The organism is Natronorubrum bangense (assembly GCF_004799645.1).
GTDB lineage: Archaea > Halobacteriota > Halobacteria > Halobacteriales > Natrialbaceae > Natronorubrum > Natronorubrum bangense.
In genome coordinates this window covers 2,927,090-2,944,747 of sequence record NZ_CP031305.1, presented here as the reverse complement: position 1 = coordinate 2,944,747, position 17,658 = coordinate 2,927,090, and the positions used below count along the sequence as shown (strand labels likewise).

Here is a 17,658-nt window from a genome sequence, read left to right as displayed (position 1 = left end):
CGAGCTTATACTGCGTCGTCGGCTTCACTTTCGACGGCGAGTTCTCGAAGCGTATCCTGTAACTCTCGCGCACGGTCGGGAGTCAGCCCCGGAATCCGAACGTCGGCGTTTCGCGTTCCTGCCGTGTAGACGACCACACTCGAGAGGCCAAGCGCCCGTTCGATAGGCCCAAACTGCGTGTCGACGTGTTGGACGCGAACGAACGGAACTGCCGTCTCGACGAGCGTGATCACACCGCGCTCGAGATAGAGCGCGTCCGACTGGAGTTCGAACGTCCAGATCTGGTAGAGTCGAACGGCGTACGCGATCCCGAGACCGAGTACGAGGGCGACGACACCGGCGATAGCAGCCGTCGGAACGTCGATAAACCACTGATCGACGGCAGCGAGGACGACGCCGAAAACAAGCGCTCCGATCGCCATCTGTGCGATCCAGAGCAGCCTGATACGGGGATGAAGCGATTCCATATGAATGTCCTATCAGGACCGAAGGATAAAGCTGCGGTTCCGGTAGGCAGTGCTGTCTTCCAATCGAGCGAGGGTCATACGGACTGCTGGAGTCACGTCCCGCCGATCACTGACCCCGCTCTGGCGGTCGGCACAGCAGGCCGCATCAGGCTTCGTCGTACTCGTCGGGCGTGTACGTCGAGAGTTCGAGCGCGTGGATATCCGTCGTCATGTGGTCGCCGAGGGCGTCGTACACCGCCTGATGTTGCTGGACCAGCGGCATCCCCTCGAACTCGGCTGAGACGACTGTTGCTGCGAGGTGGTCGTCGTCGTGTTTGTCGCGTGCGTGTGTGACCGTCGCGTCGGCGTCCTCGAGTTCTGTCTCGATGAGGGCTTCGATGTCGGAAAGATCCATATGCAAGCGTTGGGCGCTCACGGCAAAAGCGCCGCGGTCCCGGTTACAGAGACCAGCGAACGTCTGGAAGCCGCCGGTCGTCGAATTTATGCCGACACAGTCCGCGCTCTGGAGTATGTCACTGGCAGCCGAAACCCGCCGTGTCGCCGAGTCGCACCCGTTTCTCGTCACGGCGCTACGAGCGGGCGTCGTCAACTACACCGCCGCTGCCCGGTTTCTCGAGGTCGATGGCGAGACCGACGCGGTGGCAACGGCGCTGCGTCGCTACGCCGAGGCGTCGCCGGCGTACGAAACCGAGTCGCGAGACGTCCGAGTCACGATGAAAAGCGGGATCGGAACGGTCGAGCCCGGAACGGACGAGGCGCTGCTTTCGCTTGGTGGAACGGCGTTCGGCCCCGGCGGTAGTGACCGGACGGGCATCCTCGCGACCGGCGACGTCGACGCGGTCGCACTCGCTGACACCTTGCAGCGTCTCGCACTCGAGGAGATCACACCCCTCGCAGCCGCCGTTGCCGATGGCTCGATGCTCGTCGTCGTCGAGCGTCTCGAGGGAGCCAACGCGCTCCGTGCGGTCGAAAACGCCCTCGAGAGCGTCCCTCGGACGACGTAGCTGTTCTCGCCCGTTCGTTTCGACTGTCCCACGTCACGTGCACGCTGAAGCTATTTATAGCGTCGCTGACAGTGTTGTCGTAGAGATGTCATCGACCACCGAACTGGAACCACCAGAGCTGACTGCGGATGATCTGCTCGTGCTCGAGGACCCGGCGTTTACTCCTGATACCGTCGCCATCGTCACCGGGGCGGCGTCGGGAATCGGCGAGGCGCTTGCGGTTGCACTCGCGGTCAACGGCCTGACCGTCGTCGGTGCCGATATCGACGACGCAGGGCTTGAGGAGACAGCCACGACAATCGAGTCGTTCGATCCCGAGGGCCGATTCCTATCGGTGCCGACAGATCTGACCGACGACGGCGACGTCGAGGCAGTGGTCGATGCAGCCGCCGAGGAGGGCGACCTCGCCTTTGTCGCGAACATCGCCGGCATGCAACACATCGATTCGATCGCCGAGTTCCCGGTCGAACAGTACGATCTGCTCCAGTCGGTGATGATCAGAGCGCCGTTTTTGCTCTCGAAATACGCCATGCCACACATCGAAGAAAGCGGCGACGGCACGGGTGCCATCGCGAACATGTCCTCGGTCCACGGCCACTACGCGACACAGGACAAGGCCGCGTACATTACGGCCAAACACGCACTCAACGGATTAACGAAGTCGATCGCTGCAGAAGGTGGCGGCGACGTTCGCGGCTTCAGTGTCAGCGTCGGCTACGTGCTGACACCACTGATGGCCGACCAAATCGCGGATACAGCAGCCAGCCGCGGACTCTCCGAGACGGAAGTCGTCGAGGACGTGATGCTCGGGCCCGCACGCACCAAGACGATGATGACACCTGCAGAGGTCGCGAACCTCTTCGTCTTCGGCTTCTCTACGCACGCAACCCATCTCAACGGCGGCGATCTGCTGTTCGACGGCGGCTACACGACCACGTATGAGTAACCCAGACACCGAACGCGATGCTGACGGGCCGACGCAGGTCGCGATCGCGTGTCAGGGTGGCGGCAGCCACACGGCGTTTACGGCCGGCGTACTCCGGGCGCTCCTCTCGGAGGCGGACTGGGACGACGAGTTCGAACTGGTCGGGATCAGCGGCACGTCCGGCGGCGCGTTCAACGCGCTCGCCGCGTGGTACGGGCTCGTCACCGCCGACGAAGCAACCGCAGTGGAGTTACTCGAGGGGATCTGGGCCGACATGGCGGCGAGTGACTACGCCGACGGCGTGCTCAACCAGTGGGTCTCGCTCGTCTCCCGATTCCAGAGCGAGGGTGTCGGCGTGCCACAGGTCAGTCCATACCGCTCGCCAGGGTCCGACTGGGGCAAACAGCGAATCAGGGACATTCTCGAGCGCCACATCGACTTCGACGCGCTGCCGGCCCTCTGTGCGTACGAGGAGCCAGAACTCGTCGTCGGCACAGTCAACGTCTCTGATGGCGCCTTCGAGACGTTTACAAACGAGGACGTCACCGTCGATGCGGTGCTCGCCTCCGCGGCGATCCCGACGCTGTTCGAAGCGGTCGAAATAAACGGCGAATCCCACTGGGACGGGCTGTTCTCCCAGAACCCGCCGGTAAAAGACCTCATGTCGGTGCCCGGCGAGCGAACGCCCGAGGAGCTGTGGGTCATCCAGATCAACCCCCAAGACAGGGATGAGGTGCCGACCGGACTCGCCGAGATCACCGACCGACGAAACGAGCTCGCGGGCAACATCTCGTTGAACCAGGAGCTACGGACCATCGAACGGATCAACGAGTGGATCGAGAACGGCCATTTCGACCATCCAGAGTATACGACGACGACGATCCGCCGTGTTCAGTTGCGAGGGTATCATCACTCCAGTAAACTCGATCGTGACCCCGAGTTCCTCGCGGAACTGATCGAGAAGGGCCACACGCAGGGCGTAGCGTTTCTCGAGGGGCTCGACCTCGAGGACGACGTGGAGTACCCCGCCCGGAACTGAGGGCGCTGGTCCGAGACGTCAGGCCTGCCCGCCGTGTTGGCGGTACCAGACCCGTTCACCGATCGGCGACTCGTGGTTGTCGATCTCCAGGCGGCTCAGAAACAGCTCCCTAATGGCGAGGGTGACGACGAGTTCAACCGTCTCACCGGCGTCGGTTTCGACAGCGACCACACAGTGTCCATCCTGCGTGTCGATTCGCTGGATCGTGCCGATCGACCACCGGTCGAGGTCGTGTGTCGGTTTGCGGGCGTGGATACGGTCGTGGGTCACAGTCGTTCGACGGGTGCCAGCGACCTATATATCACGCACCCATCGGCTCGCGACGGAGCCACTGGGCTTCGCTCGAGTCCGAACCGCCGATTGGCAGTGTTTAACTGCGGGCCGGAGGTACACGTTCGTAATGACCCTACACGTGACCAACACGTTGACGGGCGAAAAAGAACCGTTCGAGCCACAGGACCCCGAGAACGTTCTCCTCTACTACTGTGGCCTGACGGTTTCGGATCCGCCACATCTGGGCCACGCCCGCTCGTGGGTCCACGTCGACGTCATGCACCGCTGGCTCGAGTACATCGGCTATGACGTCCGCCACGTCGAGAACTTCACCGACATCAACGAGAAGATCGTCGCCCGCGTGGGCGAAGACGACCTCGGCGAGGACGAGGAAGCCGTCGCGAAGACCTATATCGAGCACACCCTCTCAGATATGCGCGCGCTCAATCTCTTGCGGGCGGAGGTGTACCCACGCGTCTCCGAACACGTCCCCGAGATCATCGACCTCGTCGAAACGCTGATCGAGAACGGCTACGCCTACGAATCCAACGGCTCGGTCTACTTCGACGTCACCAGCTTCGAAGCGTACGGCAAGCTCTCGAATCAGGAACTCGAGGAGATCGAGTCCCAGGGCGAGCCGGATGAACGATCCGAAAAGCGCAATCCGGCAGATTTCGCGCTCTGGAAAGCCGGCGGCGTCGACGAAGACGCGGTCGTCGAACACCGCCACGAGGGTGTCGACCACAGCTGTTCGATGCCGACGGGACAGACGTGGGACTCGCCATGGGGCGAGGGCCGCCCCGGCTGGCACATCGAGTGCTCGGCGATGAGCATGACCCATCTCGGCGAGACGCTCGACATCCACGTCGGCGGCCGGGACCTCGTCTTTCCCCACCACGAAAACGAAATCGCCCAATCTGAGGCCGCGACGGGACAGCAGTTTGCCAACTATTGGCTCCACTGTGAGCTGTTCCAGATGGGTGACGAGAAGATGTCCTCGAGTCTGGGTAATTTCGTCACCGTCGACGAGGCCGTCGACAAGTGGGGGACGAACGTCTTGCGAACGTTCCTCACTGCGGGCTCGTATAATAGCCAACAACTCTACGCCGACGAGACGATTACCGAAGCCGAGGAGCGCTGGGATCGACTCGAGCGCGCGTACGAGACGGCTGTCGAGGCAGTTGACTCACCCGACGCTCGGACGAAAGTCGAAGCCGAATCGTTCCGTGCCGAGGTCGATGCGGCCCGAACGTCGTTCGTCGACGCAATGAACGACGACTTCAACACGCGCGAAGCGCAGTCGGCACTGCTGTCGATTGCGACGGCGATCAACTCCCATGTCGACGACCGCGAGGAGTACGACTACCGCGGCCTCCGACGGGCCGTCGAGACGCTCGAGGAGTTGGGGTCGGTGCTCGGCCTCTCGTTCGTCGGCGAGACGACTGGCACCGCGGAGCTGGCGGGCGACGTCGTCGACCTCGTTCTCGACGTGCGCGAGCAAGAGCGCGGGGCGGGCAACTACGAGCGTGCCGACGAGCTCCGCGACGAACTCGAGACACTGGGGATCGAAGTGCAGGATACGGACGACGGCGCGACCTACCGGTTGCCGTCCGACGAGTGAGCATCGAGTGGCTGCACTCGCGGATCGGTTCAGCTGGTCTGAGAGCGAAATCGTTCAAGTAGCATGAGTTCCTGTATCCGGTAATGGACACCCACGGCTCGTTCGTTGGTGCTGGATTCGACGCGCTTCCCGCACACGTTGCAATCCTCGACGATGATAGCACCATTCTGTACACGAATCAGTCGTGGGACTCGTTCGGCGACGAACAGGGGTTGGTGGCGGGGGCAGCCGGTGTCGGCGTCAACTATCTCGACGTCTGTGATTCCAGTGCGGGAGACGACGCAGCCGACGCCGCACGTGCGATCCGAGCGATCCTCGCCGGCAAACGTGAGACGCTCTCCTTCGAGTACCCCTGTCACACGCCCACGGAAAAACACTGGTTCACGATGAACGCGACGAGCTATCACCACGACGGCGACCGGTACGTCCTCGTGATGCACGTCGATATTACCGAGCGACGACAACTCGAGCAGCAGGCTCGAGAGCAGGCCGAGCAGATGGAGGCGTTCGCCACGTTGCTCTCACACGATCTCCGGAACCCGCTGTCGGTCGCACTCGCAACGGCACAGTCGCTCGAAAACGTCGACGACGGTCTCGAAGACGAGACCGATTGGGAAGCGCTTCACTCGTCGCTCGAGCGCATGGAGACGATCATCGACGACGCACTGATGCTCGTCACGACCGAGGACGCCGAACAGCTCGAGCCAGTTCGGCTCAGAGATGCCGCCGAGAACGCGTGGTCGCATGTTCAGACGGAGGCTTCGACGATGTCGGTCACGGATTCGGTTACCGTCGAGGCGGACCCGAACCTACTGCAGCATCTCCTCGAGAATTTGTTCCGGAACGCTGTCGAACACGGTGGCCAGAGGCCGACGATCGAGGCCGGGACGCTCGAGCCCGCAGACGAGGCCCAGCCGTCCGTCGACGGGTTTTACGTCCAAGATGACGGACCGGGCGTTCCGCCTGCAGATCGTGAGCACATCTTCGAATCCGGATACACGACCGAGACGGCCGGCTCCGGCTTCGGGCTTGCGATCGTAAACCGCGTCGTCGACGCGCATGGGTGGTCGATCGCAGTAACTGATGCCGACAGCAGTGGTGCCAGGTTCGAGATCCGTTCGGTGACGACACTCGAGTGAGCATTCTGGTTCGGCTCGGCGGCCCACAGCGTGAGGACGGCCACGAACGCGACGGCTCGAAGTCAGTCGAATAATGAACGAGGCGATGACGCCGGCACGGATGACGACACTCCGTTTGCCAGCCCCGTTCGACTGGCGGTCGCTGTCGTCCGATCAGAGGCCGAGTGCCGTTGCAAGCGAGAGCCCACTGGCGACCGCGCCGAGGAGGTAGCCACTGATCGCCCCGCCGTTTAACAGTGGCAGTCCTGCATGCGGTTTTCCTTTGAGAACCATATGCATGAGCACGAGGAGCCCAGCAATCGTCCCGATAATCGCGCCGAGTGCGGGGACGTTCAACGCGATTCCCGGGACCGCGATCATTCCGACATCGAGGAAGTACGCCGCACTCGCGACGAGAATCGTTGGGATCACGGCGTCACCGAGCCCGATGAACAGCGCATCTCGCTCGATCGCATCCGCGTCCTGGTCGTCGGTTTCGGCATCCACATCCGACTCCTCGGTCGCGGGTGAGTCGGCCTCCGAACCCGTCTCATCGTCACTCGAGTCGGTGTCATCGTCGAGGACGTCGTCGGTGCTCCCCGACTCGAGATACGAAAAGGAAAGCGACGTTGGGATGACGAGGACGACGGGGATTTTGAGATCCATGACGCCTTCGGCGAGGTCGAGCATGTGCTCGGTTCGGTAGACGCTGATCGCGTCGTAGACCGCGAGAACGGTGAGCAACAAGATTGCGGGCAACAGGCCGAAGCTGATCCCGAACAGGGCTGCAGCGCCAGCGCCCATCACCACGCCGGTACTGTCGATGACGTACCACTCCGGATAGAACAACAGCCCCGCGCCGACGGCGATCGCGCCAAGCGCGGCGATGGCGTTCACCGAGCCGACGGTCGCGACGGGCGGAACGAGTTCAGCGAAGACAAACCACGCGAGCATCACGCTGACGCCGATGATCAGCGCCTTGATCAGCCACTCGACGTCGTATTTGAACGTCACGAGCATGAACGCGGTCGCAACGAGAATAATCGCAAAGTAGACCACGCTGTTTGTCGGGTCGTCAGGGTTCTCGACAGCCTGACGCTCCGACTCGTGGAAGGGCTCGATCAGCGCCAGTGCACCGAACTGGACGCCCAGAAAGAGCACCACGGTCACGCCGACGGCGAGAAGGACCCGTGTCCGATGGTTCATAGAGCGGGGTTTGTCCCCCGCTCGTATGGGTGTTTTCGTCTTCGCTCGAGGCAGCGACACCCGGGAAGCTCGGAACGCACTCGAGCGTCCTCGTACGGACTGCTGTCGTCAGTTACCACCGATCACCGATCGTGGTGATCGGTACAGCAGACCGTATCAGCGGGCGTACAGCGTCGAGCCGACGAGCGACGGCAGGTGGACGCCGGCGTCGGGCGTCACCGCGATATAGGGCCGCTCGACCGGCCCGAAAACGTCCACAACACGGCCAACTTCCTCGAGGGAGTCGTCGAGGACCATCGTCCCGATTTCATCTCGGAACGGATCGCTCGAGCCGGGTCCCTCGTCGCGTTCGTCCGCCCGCAAGACGGCGAGTCCCTGTGCGGTGCGGACGACTGAGCCAACGCGGCGCATATTATTCGCGCATCGCGACGACGTAGGCCGCGACGGCTTGGACGAGGTCGTTTTTTGTCGAATCGTCGGCACCGCGGACGACGACGCGGCCCCGGTCGGCCCAGGGCTCCCGGGAATAGGACTTGTCCCGCTCGATCGTGGCGTCGTACCCGATCTGCTGGACCGCCTTGGCGATTTCATCGACCGCTGGCTCTTCGACTGCGAGCTCCTGAGACACGCGCCGACCCTCGGCGCGTGACAGGCCCGCATCGAGATAGGCGGGCCAGATGACGTTCTCGACCATACACCTCTCTCAACGGGCCGACGGGTAAACGCTTTTCAAAAAACGTGGCTGTGTGGCGGTTATCGACGGTGCGCGAGGAACGCAACGGCAAGCAGCGCAGCGACGGCTGCTGGCACGCCGAAGCCAGGGATCGTGTCGTCGGTTTCTTCGGCGCCGTTGTCGTCGGATTCGTCTGTGTCCTCGAGGCCCTCAACTGCCTGCTCGTAGGCGTCAGGGTGGACCGTCTCGACGATGTCGACGACGGCGTAGATGACCTGTGGAGCAGGCTGGTTGAGCTGGTTCGCATTGACCGAAAAGACGTTATCGTTCTGGTAGGCAGTCGTCGCCTCGGCCGCTTCGGGGATCGGCACGTCTTCTCTGTCGTCGGAGTAGATGATCCACTCAGGGTCTTCGTCGACAATCGTTTCGCTGCTGAGTTGCTGGTAGGAGCCGATGTCGGCCCGTTCGGCGAGGTTCTCGACACCACCGGTTGTCAGCACTTCGTGAATGAACGTGTCGGTTCCAGCGGTCGTCCCGTCCTCACCCATCGCATAGTACGCGAGCGGGCGGTCTGCATCCTCGAGTGCCGCTTCGACGACCTCGAGACGCTCGTCCATCCAGTCGACGGTTTCGGTGGCGCCGTCACATTCGCCGGTCAGTTCGCCGGTTCGGAGCACGTTGTCACGAACGTCGTCGATCGACCCTGCGTCGTCGAATTGGTAGACAGTGAGGCCAGCCTCGCGAAGGGTCTCGATGTCTTCTTCAGCGGTGATGTTCGCGGCCAGAACGACATCGGGTTCGAGGTCGATCACGCGCTCGTGGACGATGGCGTAGTTGTCGGTCACGTCCTCGCGGTCACCAATCTCGAGGCCGCTCGTTGCTTCCTCGTCGGGCATGCCGACGAGTCGGTCTTCGGCACCGATCTCGAAGACAGTCTGTGCGTCGCTTGCCTGCAAGGCGACGACGGAATCAGGGGCTTCCTCGAGTGTGATCTCTTCACCAGTGGCATCAGTCAGTTCGATCGGGTACTCACAGTCCGCGGTCTCGTCGGGCGTTGCCGACACGCTGCTGGCCGCAGCGACTGGGGCAACCAACGAGAGCGTCAATAACGCAGTAAGCAAAATTACGAGTTTCTGTCGCATCATCCGCTAGATAGAGACTCTTCAACAAATATTTGTCTAACCCAACCGAGGTTGTGATGTATGACGTACTCGGCCCGAATCCTCTCGTGGTCGGCGGGGCTGACAGCGTTGCTCGTCGGCGTCGTCGTCGTCAGTGCCGCGCTCGGGCCAGTCAGAGTCGACCCGTTGACGGTCGCGCTGGCGATTTTGAACGCCATCGTCGTTCCCTCGAGCGTCACGGCCGGAACTCTCACGATTCCCATCGTCGGCGTCGGCGTGCCGGTTCCGAGCTTTGAGTATACGTCGATGTTTGCGTTCAACGTGCCGAACACCCACCAGATCATCGTCGCGGATATCCGCCTGCCCCGGATCGCGCTCGCGGCAACGGTCGGGTTCGCACTCGCCGCAGCCGGGACGGTGATGCAGGGGTTTTTCCGAAATCCGCTCGCTGATCCATCGATCATCGGTGTCTCGACTGGGGCCGCTGCGGGTGCCGTCGCCGCCATCGCGTTTCCCATGCTCGTCCCGTTCGGGAGCCTCCATCTGGCGGCGTTTGCCGGCGCACTCCTGACGGCGTTTCTGGTCTATTCGATCGCGACGGAGGGTGGCCGAACCCCCGTCGCAACGCTGTTGCTCGCGGGCGTCGCCATGCAGGCGTTTCTCGGCGCGCTCATCTCGTATATGCTCGTCCACAGCGGCGATAGCCTCCGGCAAGCCGTCGTCTGGATGATGGGGCATCTCAGCAACAGCACCTGGAGCGACGTCGGCTTCGCGCTCCCAGTGGCAGTGCTCGGCGTTCTCGTCCTGGGAAGCTACACGCGAGACCTGAACGTGCTCTTACTCGGCGAGGAAGACGCCCACCACCTCGGGACCGAAGTCGAACGAACGAAGTTCCTCCTGCTTGCGGTCGCGAGCATCATCACCGCCGCGGGCGTTGCTGTCGCTGGCGTCATCGGCTTCGTCGGCCTCGTCGTTCCCCACATCATGCGACTGATCGTTGGCCCGGATCACCGGATTTTGCTGCCGACCAGCGCCCTCGCGGGTGCTTCGTTTCTCGTGATTACGGACACCATCGCTCGAGCCGGCCCCGCCGAAGTGCCGGTCGGCATCATCACGGCGTTCGTCGGCGCGCCGTTTTTCCTGTTCTTGCTCGTCCGACGGGAGGTGCATTCGGTATGAGATTCATCGGCAGCGGCGGCGAGACGGAGTCGCCACGGCCCACCGGCGTCGATCCAGCAGCGGTCTCCGTCGAGGACTGTTCGATTTCGTTCGGCGAGCTCTCAGTCCTCGAGGACGTCTCCGTAACTATCGAGCCCGGTGAGTTCGTCGGCTTCGTCGGTCCCAACGGCGCCGGAAAGACGACGCTCTTGCGAGCGATCAGCGGCGCACTCGAGCCCGATTCCGGAACGGTGTCGATCGACGGCGTCGACATTCACAGCGTTTCCTCGAAGCGCTCGAGTCAGCTCGTTTCGGTCGTCCCACAGGATACGACGCTCTCGTTTTCGTTTCCCGTTCGTGACGTCGTCGAGATGGGACGCCACCCCCACCGCTCGCGGTTTTCCTCGCCGACGCAGGCGGACCACGAGGCGGTCGAGCAGGCGCTCGAGCGAACACGGACGACCGACCTCGCCGAGCGCCCCATCGACGAAGTCAGTGGCGGCCAGCGCCAGCGGGTCGTGCTCGCACGGGCGATTGCCCAGGAGACACCGGCGATGTTGCTCGACGAGCCAACCGCGAGTCTCGATATCAATCACCAGCTCGAGACCCTCGAGTTGGTTCGCGAACTCGTCGATGACGGCCGAACCGTCTGTGCGGCGATCCACGATCTGGATCTGGCCGCTCGCTACTGCGATCGACTCGTGATGCTTGCCGACGGCGGCGTCTATCGGAGCGGGCCACCGACGGACGTGTTGACTGGCGAGTCACTCGCCGACGTCTTCGATGCGACCGCGACGGTGACGCCGAACCCGATTACGGGCGCAGAGACGGTGACGGCGCTCCCGAGTCGTCGGACCGACGTGGGCGATGGAGACGAAACGGCGATGCAGTTACAGGACGCCCGGATTCACGTCGTTGGGACCGGACCGACCGCAGCGTGCGTGCTCGCCCAACTCGAGAGCACCCATCCCGGACCCGACCTCTCGCTTGGCCCCGTCACGCACGGTGACACGGCCGCCGAGACGGCTCGAACGCTCGAGATCGACTGCCTCGAAGTCCCACCGTTCGAGTCGCTTTCGACGGCGACACTCGAGACAGTCAGTGATCGGGTCGAGAACGCCGACGTGGCGGTCCTAACCGGGTACGCACTCGCCGACAGTCCCGGCATCACAGAGCTGCTCGAGACAGTTGAAACCGCAGCCGAGTCGATCGTCTGTGTCACACGCGAGTCGGACGACAGGGCGAGCGCCACGGACGACGGACAGCGACGGGCCACAAACGCGACGGTGCCGACACACGCCCTCGAGGCGACATCGGAGACGGCCCTCGAGACGATCGAGACGGCGCTCAATCGGAGCCACTCGCGACCAGTCGTGGATGGCGACTCGAGCGAAACCGAACTCGGCTCCTCGGATAGCGACTCGAATCCAGGGCTGCCAGCGGAATCCTCGAGCGACTAAAACTGTCGGACAGCGGTCGCGAACAGCCAGCCATCACCGTCGGGGACGGCAAATTTTGCGGAACGAATCTTCAACGAGCGCTGTCCGACAGGAGAACCGCAACTGGACGGTTTTTTACCCCTCCGCCTCCGAGTGGCGGCCAATGAGCGAGCACGATTACGACGAGCTCGGACTCGTCGCCGGGCTGGAGATCCACCAGCAACTCGATACGGCGACGAAGCTGTTCTGTCAGTGTCCAACCGAGCTTCGCGAGCCCGAGGAGTCGACGCGGACGTTTACCCGCTATCTGCATCCAACACGGAGCGAACTGGGCGAGATCGACCAGGCCGCTTTAGAAGAGAGTCGCGTCGACCGCGAGTTCGAATACCTCTCCTACGATACGACCTGTCTGGTCGAAGAAGACGACGAGCCGCCGGCCACACTCGACGACGAAGCCCTCGAGACGACCCTCGAGATCGCTCAGCTCATGGACATGAACCCCGTCGATCAGGCCCATGTCATGCGCAAGATCGTCGTCGACGGTTCGAACACGACAGGCTTCCAGCGCTCGTCGCTGATCGCCACCGGCGGCGCGATCGAGACCAGCGAGGGCGCAGTCGGCATCGAAGACCTCCTGCTCGAGGAGGAAAGCGCCCAGCGCGTCGAGGAAACCGACGACGGCGTGCGCTTCAGTCTCGACCGACTGGGTATCCCGCTGGTCGAGATCGGGACGAAGCCGGACATCTCGACGCCGGAACAGGCTCTTGAGGCCGCCGAACGGATCGGGATGCTGCTTCGCTCGACCGGGAAGGTCAAACGCGGGCTGGGGACGATCCGCCAGGACGTCAACGTCTCCATCGCCGACGGCGCCCGCGTCGAGATCAAAGGTGTCCAGAGCCTCGACGACATCGACGACATCGTCCGCAACGAAGCCGCACGGCAGGTCGAACTCGTCGAGATCCGGGACGAACTCGAGGCCCGCGAGGCCTCTGTCGGTGAGACACAGGACGTCACCGCCGTCTTCGAAGCGACGGAAAGCGGCGTTATCGGTGGCGCATTGAACTCGGGCGGCTCCGTGATGGCCGTCCCGCTGTACGGGTTCGACGGGCTGGTCGGCCGGGAGATCGCTCCGGATCGCCGGCTGGGAACCGAGTTCTCCGACCATGCCAAACGCCACGGCGCGGGCGGGATCTTCCACACGGACGAACTGCCGGCCTACGGCGTCACCGAGGACGAAGTCGAAGCCCTGCGGGACGCTGTGGGTGCCGGCTCCGAGGATGCCGTGGCGATCGTTGCTGCCGACACCGACGTCGCCGAGGCGTCGATCGAGGCCGTCGCCGAACGCGCTGGCACTGCACTCGAGGGCGTTCCCGAGGAGACTCGTGACGCACTCGAGGACGGCGCGACACGCTATCTCCGCCCACTGCCCGGCGCGGCGCGGATGTATCCCGAAACCGACGTTCCGCCCGTCGAACCGGACCCGAGCGAGGTGCCCGAGCCGGAGCTACTGACCGCAAAGGTCGAGCGCTATCAGGACGAGTTCGACCTCGGGGCCGGACTGGCCGAACAGGTCGCCTACGGCACACACATGCCGCTGTTCGAGTCCGTCGTCGCCGACGGCGTCGACCCGACGCTGGCTGCGACGACGCTCGAGTCGACGCTGACCGAACTCCGGCGTGACGACGTGCCCGTCGAGGCGCTCACCGAGACGCACATCGAGGCCGTCCTCGAGATGGTCGAAGACGGCGACCTCCCGAACGAGGGCGTTACGGATCTGCTCGAGGCACTGGCCGAGCAGCCGGATCGAACGGCCGAGGAGGCAGCCGAAGACGCCGGACTCGGCGGTGCCGACGAGGACGAAGTCCGCGAGGCCATCGCCGAGGTCGTCGAGCGGAACGAAGCGCAGGTCGAAGAAGAAGGGATGCAGGCGTTTTCGGGCCTCATGGGCGAGTGTATGGGTGCACTCCGGGGCAAGGCTGACGGCGACCTCGTGAGTCAGTTGCTCCGCGAGGAGATTCAAAAGCGAGCCTAACGCAGGCAGCTAACCAGCATTCTTCGAGCGATCTGTAGTACCACAGTAGCCGCGTGCGGTGGCGCGCGCTGAATCGTGGTGAGCGATGCGCGAACCACGAGTCGACGCTGCGCGAGGGATGAGCGAGTGAACTCGTGAACGAGCGAATCGGTTGGGGAGGACGTGGCGATCAGTGTTGCCAGTATGGTGGTGTCGTAGAACGATTCACAAACCTATTGTGAACGTGTCCTGATTCGATCAGCACAGGCAAACTACCTTCCTATTCAAAGAAGTTATCAACTCGTCCTATCAAAAATCCTGAAAGCGTAATTAGAATACTTCCCCACATCAACATAACCATCGTACCCTCTGCTGCAGGGGCTAATTCCTGAATGATTGCCACTGTTCCGGCAATAACGGCTATTTGTAGACCAAGAATACCGATAAGAATTTTGTCAGAGGCCATAGAGCGAATAGTACGAGGATTGATATAAATGTCTTGCGGGAATCGGTCAGTTCGCACCTGTATTGAGCAGATCGGCACGTTTCGTTTCACCATGTCTCAAGAGGCACGCATCGCTCAGTACAGAGGGGAAGAACATATCATTCAGTAGAGGGTGTGAAGCTACTATTAGTCGGTATTCTGTCCGATAAAGTTTATCAGTTCTGCGAAAAGATAGAACGGTGTACCATATATGATAATTAGAACAGGTATTAAAATAATTGAAGGTGTGTTATTCATCCCTCCAATTACGAATACAATTGACGCTAAGAGAAACGTGATTAGGGTGAGGAAGAACTCCGTCCGATTCATATAACTACCAGTTAGGTATACTATCATTAAATAGATTATGCGCATACGTACTTTCCTCGCTAAATAGTAACAAAACACATAGTTAGATGCTGCTCACTTCGCAGCTGTAGTTACCGTCGTGTGCGGGTGACTGCAGTGTGGGATATACCTCTATGAGCCGTTCTACGAGGGTTTCAGTATGAATGCGTGTGGACAGGACAGTGTACGCAAACCGCTCGCTGGAACACACATCTCTCCCAAACACTCACAGCCCTATTCGTCAACCAACTCCTCGAGTAACGTCTCGAGGCTGTAACTCTGCAAGGCGTCGCGTTCTTCGATCGCCGAGATGACGAACGTCGAGTCGGTTCGGTCGACGCCCTCGAGCTGTTCGAACTCGGCGATCAGGCGCTCGACCATCTCGCTGCTGCTCAGACGGGCGACGACGATGAAGTCAGTCTCGCCCATCGTGAAGTAGACGTTCGTGACGCCTTCGACGGTCAGCAGTCGATCCGAAAACTCCTCGTAGGAACCCTGATAATCGGCGTGAACCTCGACGAGGACGGTCACGCCAAGACCGAGTTCATCGAGATCGATGTCGTAGCGGTCGTTCGTAATGATCCCCTCCTCTCGAAGGTTGGACAGCCGATAGTGAATCGTCGACACCGGGATGCCGGTTGCTTCGTGAAGCCGCTCGGGGCTTCCCGTCTCGAGTTCGGAGATTGCCTTGAGCAGTCGCACGTCGCGTTCGTCCATGGAGGAGTGGTTGGTGGAGGCGAAATAAATGTCCTACGGCTGATGAAATTGGAGATATCTACAAGACTCATGACTCACATGGCGGACAATTCGGATGCAATCCATATGTGTGGTTTTGAGTTCTGCGATATCGGGCTGCTTGTAGAAGGATCTAAATACAACCGCCTGTTCCGAACTGGATATGATTACGTTTGGATCTATTCCATCGGAGTACCGCCAACCGGTGCTCTTTTCGATACTCGCGCTCTGCTGGGGGAGTTCGTTCGTGGCGATCGAGATCGGTCTCGAGTACGTCCCGCCGCTGTTGTTCGCCGGACTCCGCTATGCACTGGCAGGTGCGATCGTCCTTGGCTACGCAGTCGTCGTCACTGATCAGGTTCGTCCCACAGGTCGAGCAGAGTGGCTCGTGGTCGTCGTTGCCGGTGTGTTCGTCATCGCACTCTATCACGGCCTGTTGTACATCGGTGAGCTATACGTCTCAGGTGCAGTCGCCGCCACAATCGTCAGTACAGCACCGATCCTCACCGTCGCGTTCGCGGGCGTGTTGCTCCCGAACGAGCGACTCAGCCTCATCGGTGTCATCGGCTTCGTACTCGGCCTGATCGGCGTCATCCTCGTCGTCCAGCCGTCTTCGGCAGCGCTCGGTGGCGATATGATGGTCGGTGCAGCAATCGTCTTCGCCTCCGCGATCGCGTTCGCACTCGGGAGCGTGCTCGTGCGGCCGATCGAATCTGACCTCCCGCTCGAGACGCTTCAGGCCTGGGCGATGTTGCTCGGTGCCGGGGTGTTGTTTGGCTGGGCTGGCCTGCGTGGCGAATCGGTAGCCGCGATCGAGCTAACGCGGACGGCACTGCTCTCGTACGCGTACTTAACGTTCGTCTCCGGCGTCTTCGCGTTCCTGCTCTACTTCGAGTTGCTCGAAGAAAGCGGCGCGATACAGGTCAACCTCGTCGGGTACGCCGAACCAGCAGTTGCGATCGGCGTGAGTTGGGTCATCTTTGGCTCCGTCGTCGACTCACTGACGATCGTTGGCTTGCTAACGATCCTCGCTGGCTTCGTCGTCATCAAGCGCACCGCGATTCGCTCGGTCCTTCGCTCGAAATGGGGATCGACACCGCTCGAGCAACCACCGCACACGGGCGAGCCTACAGCCCGAACTGACGGTGGGGTTCCGATCGAGTCCGAATCCGACGCTTGTGAGGCGGATGCCGGGCGACCACCAGTCGATCCTCGAGAGTAGCGGCCCCGCGTTCGAAACGACTGGTTGGAAACGCTCAACCGCGGGTGCGTTCAGTGGTAGGAATTCAGGGAAGATTTATGCGTGAGAACGTGGCCGCTGTGAACGATGCCAGAATCGACGATTACAGCCGTGTGTCACGTGCGTGCACCACTGCTGCTCGAGCCAGTCGACAGACAGGTCGAAACCCTTCGCGTCTGTGAGTCAGACGGGACGATCGATGACCTGTTGTTGCGCAGTTGGCCAAAAGAGATCGCACTGACTGACAACAGCCCCTATCAGGAGTCCCTCGAGAGCTTCGAGCGGTTCGGGGAGTGGGCAGGCAAGCAAGGGGTAAGCATCCGCCCGCCGTTCAAAAAGCGGACGACGACATCTCAGCTCTCCGGGGCGACCAGAGAGCTGCTCGTGATGCCGCTTATTTGTCTCGAGATCTACGCTGACGACGAACTGGTTGGCGTGTTCCCCCACACCGACGAGGAACTCGAAGAGACGTACACGACGGACGAAGTCATCGCCTCGCTTCGGACCGGGGAGCTCCCAACGCCATTGGGTAGTGCCAGCGAACGCGAAGCGTCAACGGAGTCAGTGGCGGATCAGCAATCCGGAACCGACTGTCCCGACTGTGGCGACTCGCTGATCAACGGGCAAGGCCTGTTTGCCTGCTCCAGTTGTGGCTGGATCGGCACGCTCAGCGAAACGGGCGCGTACGTCTCACAGTTAGACCGGCGAGCAACGCAGACGTCGACCGTGTCGCCCGCAGAGCAGTAGGGCGATTTCTGTGACCCTCTCGAGTCGAGTCACAGCAGCGTTCTATCGA

The 17,658-nt window shown here is 61.8% G+C and carries 19 protein-coding genes; 10 read left to right on the top strand and 9 right to left on the bottom strand.

Annotation, left to right across the window (positions count from 1 at the left end):
* Positions 1-5: 5 nt before the first annotated feature.
* Positions 6-467 (bottom strand): PH domain-containing protein, encoded by a 462-nt coding sequence (locus DV706_RS14710; RefSeq protein ID WP_006067548.1) that lies wholly within the window; start codon positions 465-467, stop codon positions 6-8.
* A gap of 145 nt (positions 468-612) precedes the next feature.
* Positions 613-861 carry a BolA family protein gene (locus tag DV706_RS14705; protein WP_006067547.1) on the bottom strand — a complete coding sequence of 83 codons (249 nt, stop codon included), beginning with the start codon at positions 859-861 and terminating at the stop codon, positions 613-615.
* Positions 862-949: 88 nt separating this feature from the next.
* On the opposite strand from DV706_RS14705, the gene DV706_RS14700 reads away from it, so the two are divergent.
* From DV706_RS14700 to DV706_RS14690, 3 genes are all read left to right on the top strand, one after another.
* Positions 950-1,471 carry a DUF7523 family protein gene (locus tag DV706_RS14700; RefSeq protein ID WP_006067546.1) on the top strand — a complete coding sequence of 174 codons (522 nt, stop codon included), beginning with the start codon at positions 950-952 and terminating at the stop codon, positions 1,469-1,471.
* A gap of 85 nt (positions 1,472-1,556) precedes the next feature.
* The gene (locus DV706_RS14695; protein WP_006067545.1) at positions 1,557-2,417 is read left to right on the top strand and encodes an SDR family oxidoreductase; all 861 of its coding nucleotides are present in this window, start codon (positions 1,557-1,559) and stop codon (positions 2,415-2,417) included.
* Positions 2,410-3,435, top strand: coding sequence for a patatin-like phospholipase family protein (locus DV706_RS14690; protein WP_006067544.1), 1,026 nt, complete (start codon positions 2,410-2,412; stop codon positions 3,433-3,435). The genes DV706_RS14695 and DV706_RS14690 overlap by 8 nt, the downstream gene beginning before the upstream one ends.
* Positions 3,436-3,453: 18 nt before the next feature.
* Here the strand turns inward: DV706_RS14690 and DV706_RS14685 are convergent, their stop codons facing one another.
* The gene (locus tag DV706_RS14685; protein WP_006067543.1) at positions 3,454-3,705 is read right to left on the bottom strand and encodes a DUF7861 family protein; all 252 of its coding nucleotides are present in this window, start codon (positions 3,703-3,705) and stop codon (positions 3,454-3,456) included.
* 130 nt (positions 3,706-3,835) lie between these two features.
* On the opposite strand from DV706_RS14685, the gene cysS reads away from it, so the two are divergent.
* Both cysS and DV706_RS14675 read left to right on the top strand, forming a co-directional pair.
* Positions 3,836-5,329 carry a cysteine--tRNA ligase gene (cysS, locus tag DV706_RS14680; RefSeq protein ID WP_006067542.1) on the top strand — a complete coding sequence of 498 codons (1,494 nt, stop codon included), beginning with the start codon at positions 3,836-3,838 and terminating at the stop codon, positions 5,327-5,329.
* Positions 5,330-5,412: 83 nt separating this feature from the next.
* A complete protein-coding gene (locus DV706_RS14675) occupies positions 5,413-6,468 on the top strand; it encodes a PAS domain-containing sensor histidine kinase (protein WP_136350908.1) in 1,056 nt (351 codons plus the stop codon).
* A 153-nt stretch (positions 6,469-6,621) separates the two neighbouring features.
* Here the strand turns inward: DV706_RS14675 and DV706_RS14670 are convergent, their stop codons facing one another.
* The 4 genes from DV706_RS14670 to DV706_RS14655 all read right to left on the bottom strand — a co-directional run bounded on the left by DV706_RS14670 (position 6,622) and on the right by DV706_RS14655 (position 9,468).
* Positions 6,622-7,653, bottom strand: coding sequence for a presenilin family intramembrane aspartyl protease PSH (locus tag DV706_RS14670; protein ID WP_006067539.1), 1,032 nt, complete (start codon positions 7,651-7,653; stop codon positions 6,622-6,624).
* 156 nt (positions 7,654-7,809) lie between these two features.
* A complete protein-coding gene (locus DV706_RS14665) occupies positions 7,810-8,064 on the bottom strand; it encodes an H/ACA ribonucleoprotein complex subunit GAR1 (protein WP_006067538.1) in 255 nt (84 codons plus the stop codon).
* 1 nt (position 8,065) lies between these two features.
* Positions 8,066-8,347, bottom strand: coding sequence for a signal recognition particle subunit SRP19 (gene srp19, locus DV706_RS14660; protein WP_006067537.1), 282 nt, complete (start codon positions 8,345-8,347; stop codon positions 8,066-8,068).
* Positions 8,348-8,406: 59 nt separating this feature from the next.
* Positions 8,407-9,468 (bottom strand): PGF-CTERM-anchored ABC transporter substrate-binding protein, encoded by a 1,062-nt coding sequence (locus DV706_RS14655; RefSeq protein WP_136350907.1) that lies wholly within the window; start codon positions 9,466-9,468, stop codon positions 8,407-8,409.
* 60 nt (positions 9,469-9,528) lie between these two features.
* On the opposite strand from DV706_RS14655, the gene btuC reads away from it, so the two are divergent.
* The 3 genes from btuC (at position 9,529) to gatE (ending at position 14,076) form a co-directional block, all read left to right on the top strand.
* On the top strand, positions 9,529-10,626 hold the full coding sequence (btuC, locus tag DV706_RS14650) for a vitamin B12 ABC transporter permease BtuC (protein ID WP_006067535.1): 1,098 nt from the start codon (positions 9,529-9,531) through the stop codon (positions 10,624-10,626).
* Positions 10,623-12,065, top strand: a complete 1,443-nt coding sequence (locus DV706_RS14645) for a heme ABC transporter ATP-binding protein (RefSeq protein ID WP_006067534.1) — start codon at positions 10,623-10,625, stop codon at positions 12,063-12,065. Before btuC ends, DV706_RS14645 begins: the two co-directional genes overlap by 4 nt.
* A 142-nt stretch (positions 12,066-12,207) precedes the next feature.
* Positions 12,208-14,076: a Glu-tRNA(Gln) amidotransferase subunit GatE gene (gatE, locus tag DV706_RS14640; RefSeq protein WP_006067533.1), complete on the top strand. Its 1,869-nt coding sequence runs from the start codon at positions 12,208-12,210 to the stop codon at positions 14,074-14,076.
* A gap of 259 nt (positions 14,077-14,335) precedes the next feature.
* Here the strand turns inward: gatE and DV706_RS14635 are convergent, their stop codons facing one another.
* Complete coding sequence (locus DV706_RS14635) at positions 14,336-14,521, bottom strand: hypothetical protein (RefSeq protein ID WP_006067532.1); 186 nt, start codon at positions 14,519-14,521, stop codon at positions 14,336-14,338.
* Positions 14,522-15,121: 600 nt separating this feature from the next.
* Positions 15,122-15,604, bottom strand: coding sequence for an Lrp/AsnC family transcriptional regulator (locus DV706_RS14625; protein WP_006067530.1), 483 nt, complete (start codon positions 15,602-15,604; stop codon positions 15,122-15,124).
* 181 nt (positions 15,605-15,785) lie between these two features.
* On the opposite strand from DV706_RS14625, the gene DV706_RS14620 reads away from it, so the two are divergent.
* Positions 15,786-16,844, top strand: a complete 1,059-nt coding sequence (locus DV706_RS14620) for a DMT family transporter (protein ID WP_006067529.1) — start codon at positions 15,786-15,788, stop codon at positions 16,842-16,844.
* Positions 16,845-16,949: 105 nt separating this feature from the next.
* Complete coding sequence (locus tag DV706_RS14615) at positions 16,950-17,609, top strand: HTH domain-containing protein (protein WP_006067528.1); 660 nt, start codon at positions 16,950-16,952, stop codon at positions 17,607-17,609.
* Positions 17,610-17,658: the final 49 nt, after the last annotated feature.

What these genes read in the sequence shown, in the direction of transcription:
- DV706_RS14705 (WP_006067547.1), bottom strand. Translation starts at nt 861, where the DNA reads ATGGATCTTTCCGACATCGAAGCCCTCATCGAGACAGAACTCGAGGAC.
- DV706_RS14675 (WP_136350908.1), top strand. Translation starts at nt 5,413, where the DNA reads ATGGACACCCACGGCTCGTTCGTTGGTGCTGGATTCGACGCGCTTCCC.
- DV706_RS14620 (WP_006067529.1), top strand. Translation starts at nt 15,786, where the DNA reads ATGATTACGTTTGGATCTATTCCATCGGAGTACCGCCAACCGGTGCTC.
- DV706_RS14695 (WP_006067545.1), top strand. Translation starts at nt 1,557, where the DNA reads ATGTCATCGACCACCGAACTGGAACCACCAGAGCTGACTGCGGATGAT.
- cysS (WP_006067542.1), top strand. Translation starts at nt 3,836, where the DNA reads ATGACCCTACACGTGACCAACACGTTGACGGGCGAAAAAGAACCGTTC.
- DV706_RS14700 (WP_006067546.1), top strand. Translation starts at nt 950, where the DNA reads ATGCCGACACAGTCCGCGCTCTGGAGTATGTCACTGGCAGCCGAAACC.
- gatE (WP_006067533.1), top strand. Translation starts at nt 12,208, where the DNA reads ATGAGCGAGCACGATTACGACGAGCTCGGACTCGTCGCCGGGCTGGAG.
- DV706_RS14635 (WP_006067532.1), bottom strand. Translation starts at nt 14,521, where the DNA reads ATGGCCTCTGACAAAATTCTTATCGGTATTCTTGGTCTACAAATAGCC.
- DV706_RS14625 (WP_006067530.1), bottom strand. Translation starts at nt 15,604, where the DNA reads ATGGACGAACGCGACGTGCGACTGCTCAAGGCAATCTCCGAACTCGAG.
- btuC (WP_006067535.1), top strand. Translation starts at nt 9,529, where the DNA reads ATGACGTACTCGGCCCGAATCCTCTCGTGGTCGGCGGGGCTGACAGCG.
- srp19 (WP_006067537.1), bottom strand. Translation starts at nt 8,347, where the DNA reads ATGGTCGAGAACGTCATCTGGCCCGCCTATCTCGATGCGGGCCTGTCA.
- DV706_RS14645 (WP_006067534.1), top strand. Translation starts at nt 10,623, where the DNA reads ATGAGATTCATCGGCAGCGGCGGCGAGACGGAGTCGCCACGGCCCACC.
- DV706_RS14670 (WP_006067539.1), bottom strand. Translation starts at nt 7,653, where the DNA reads ATGAACCATCGGACACGGGTCCTTCTCGCCGTCGGCGTGACCGTGGTG.
- DV706_RS14665 (WP_006067538.1), bottom strand. Translation starts at nt 8,064, where the DNA reads ATGCGCCGCGTTGGCTCAGTCGTCCGCACCGCACAGGGACTCGCCGTC.
- DV706_RS14690 (WP_006067544.1), top strand. Translation starts at nt 2,410, where the DNA reads ATGAGTAACCCAGACACCGAACGCGATGCTGACGGGCCGACGCAGGTC.
- DV706_RS14710 (WP_006067548.1), bottom strand. Translation starts at nt 467, where the DNA reads ATGGAATCGCTTCATCCCCGTATCAGGCTGCTCTGGATCGCACAGATG.
- DV706_RS14615 (WP_006067528.1), top strand. Translation starts at nt 16,950, where the DNA reads ATGCCAGAATCGACGATTACAGCCGTGTGTCACGTGCGTGCACCACTG.
- DV706_RS14655 (WP_136350907.1), bottom strand. Translation starts at nt 9,468, where the DNA reads ATGCGACAGAAACTCGTAATTTTGCTTACTGCGTTATTGACGCTCTCG.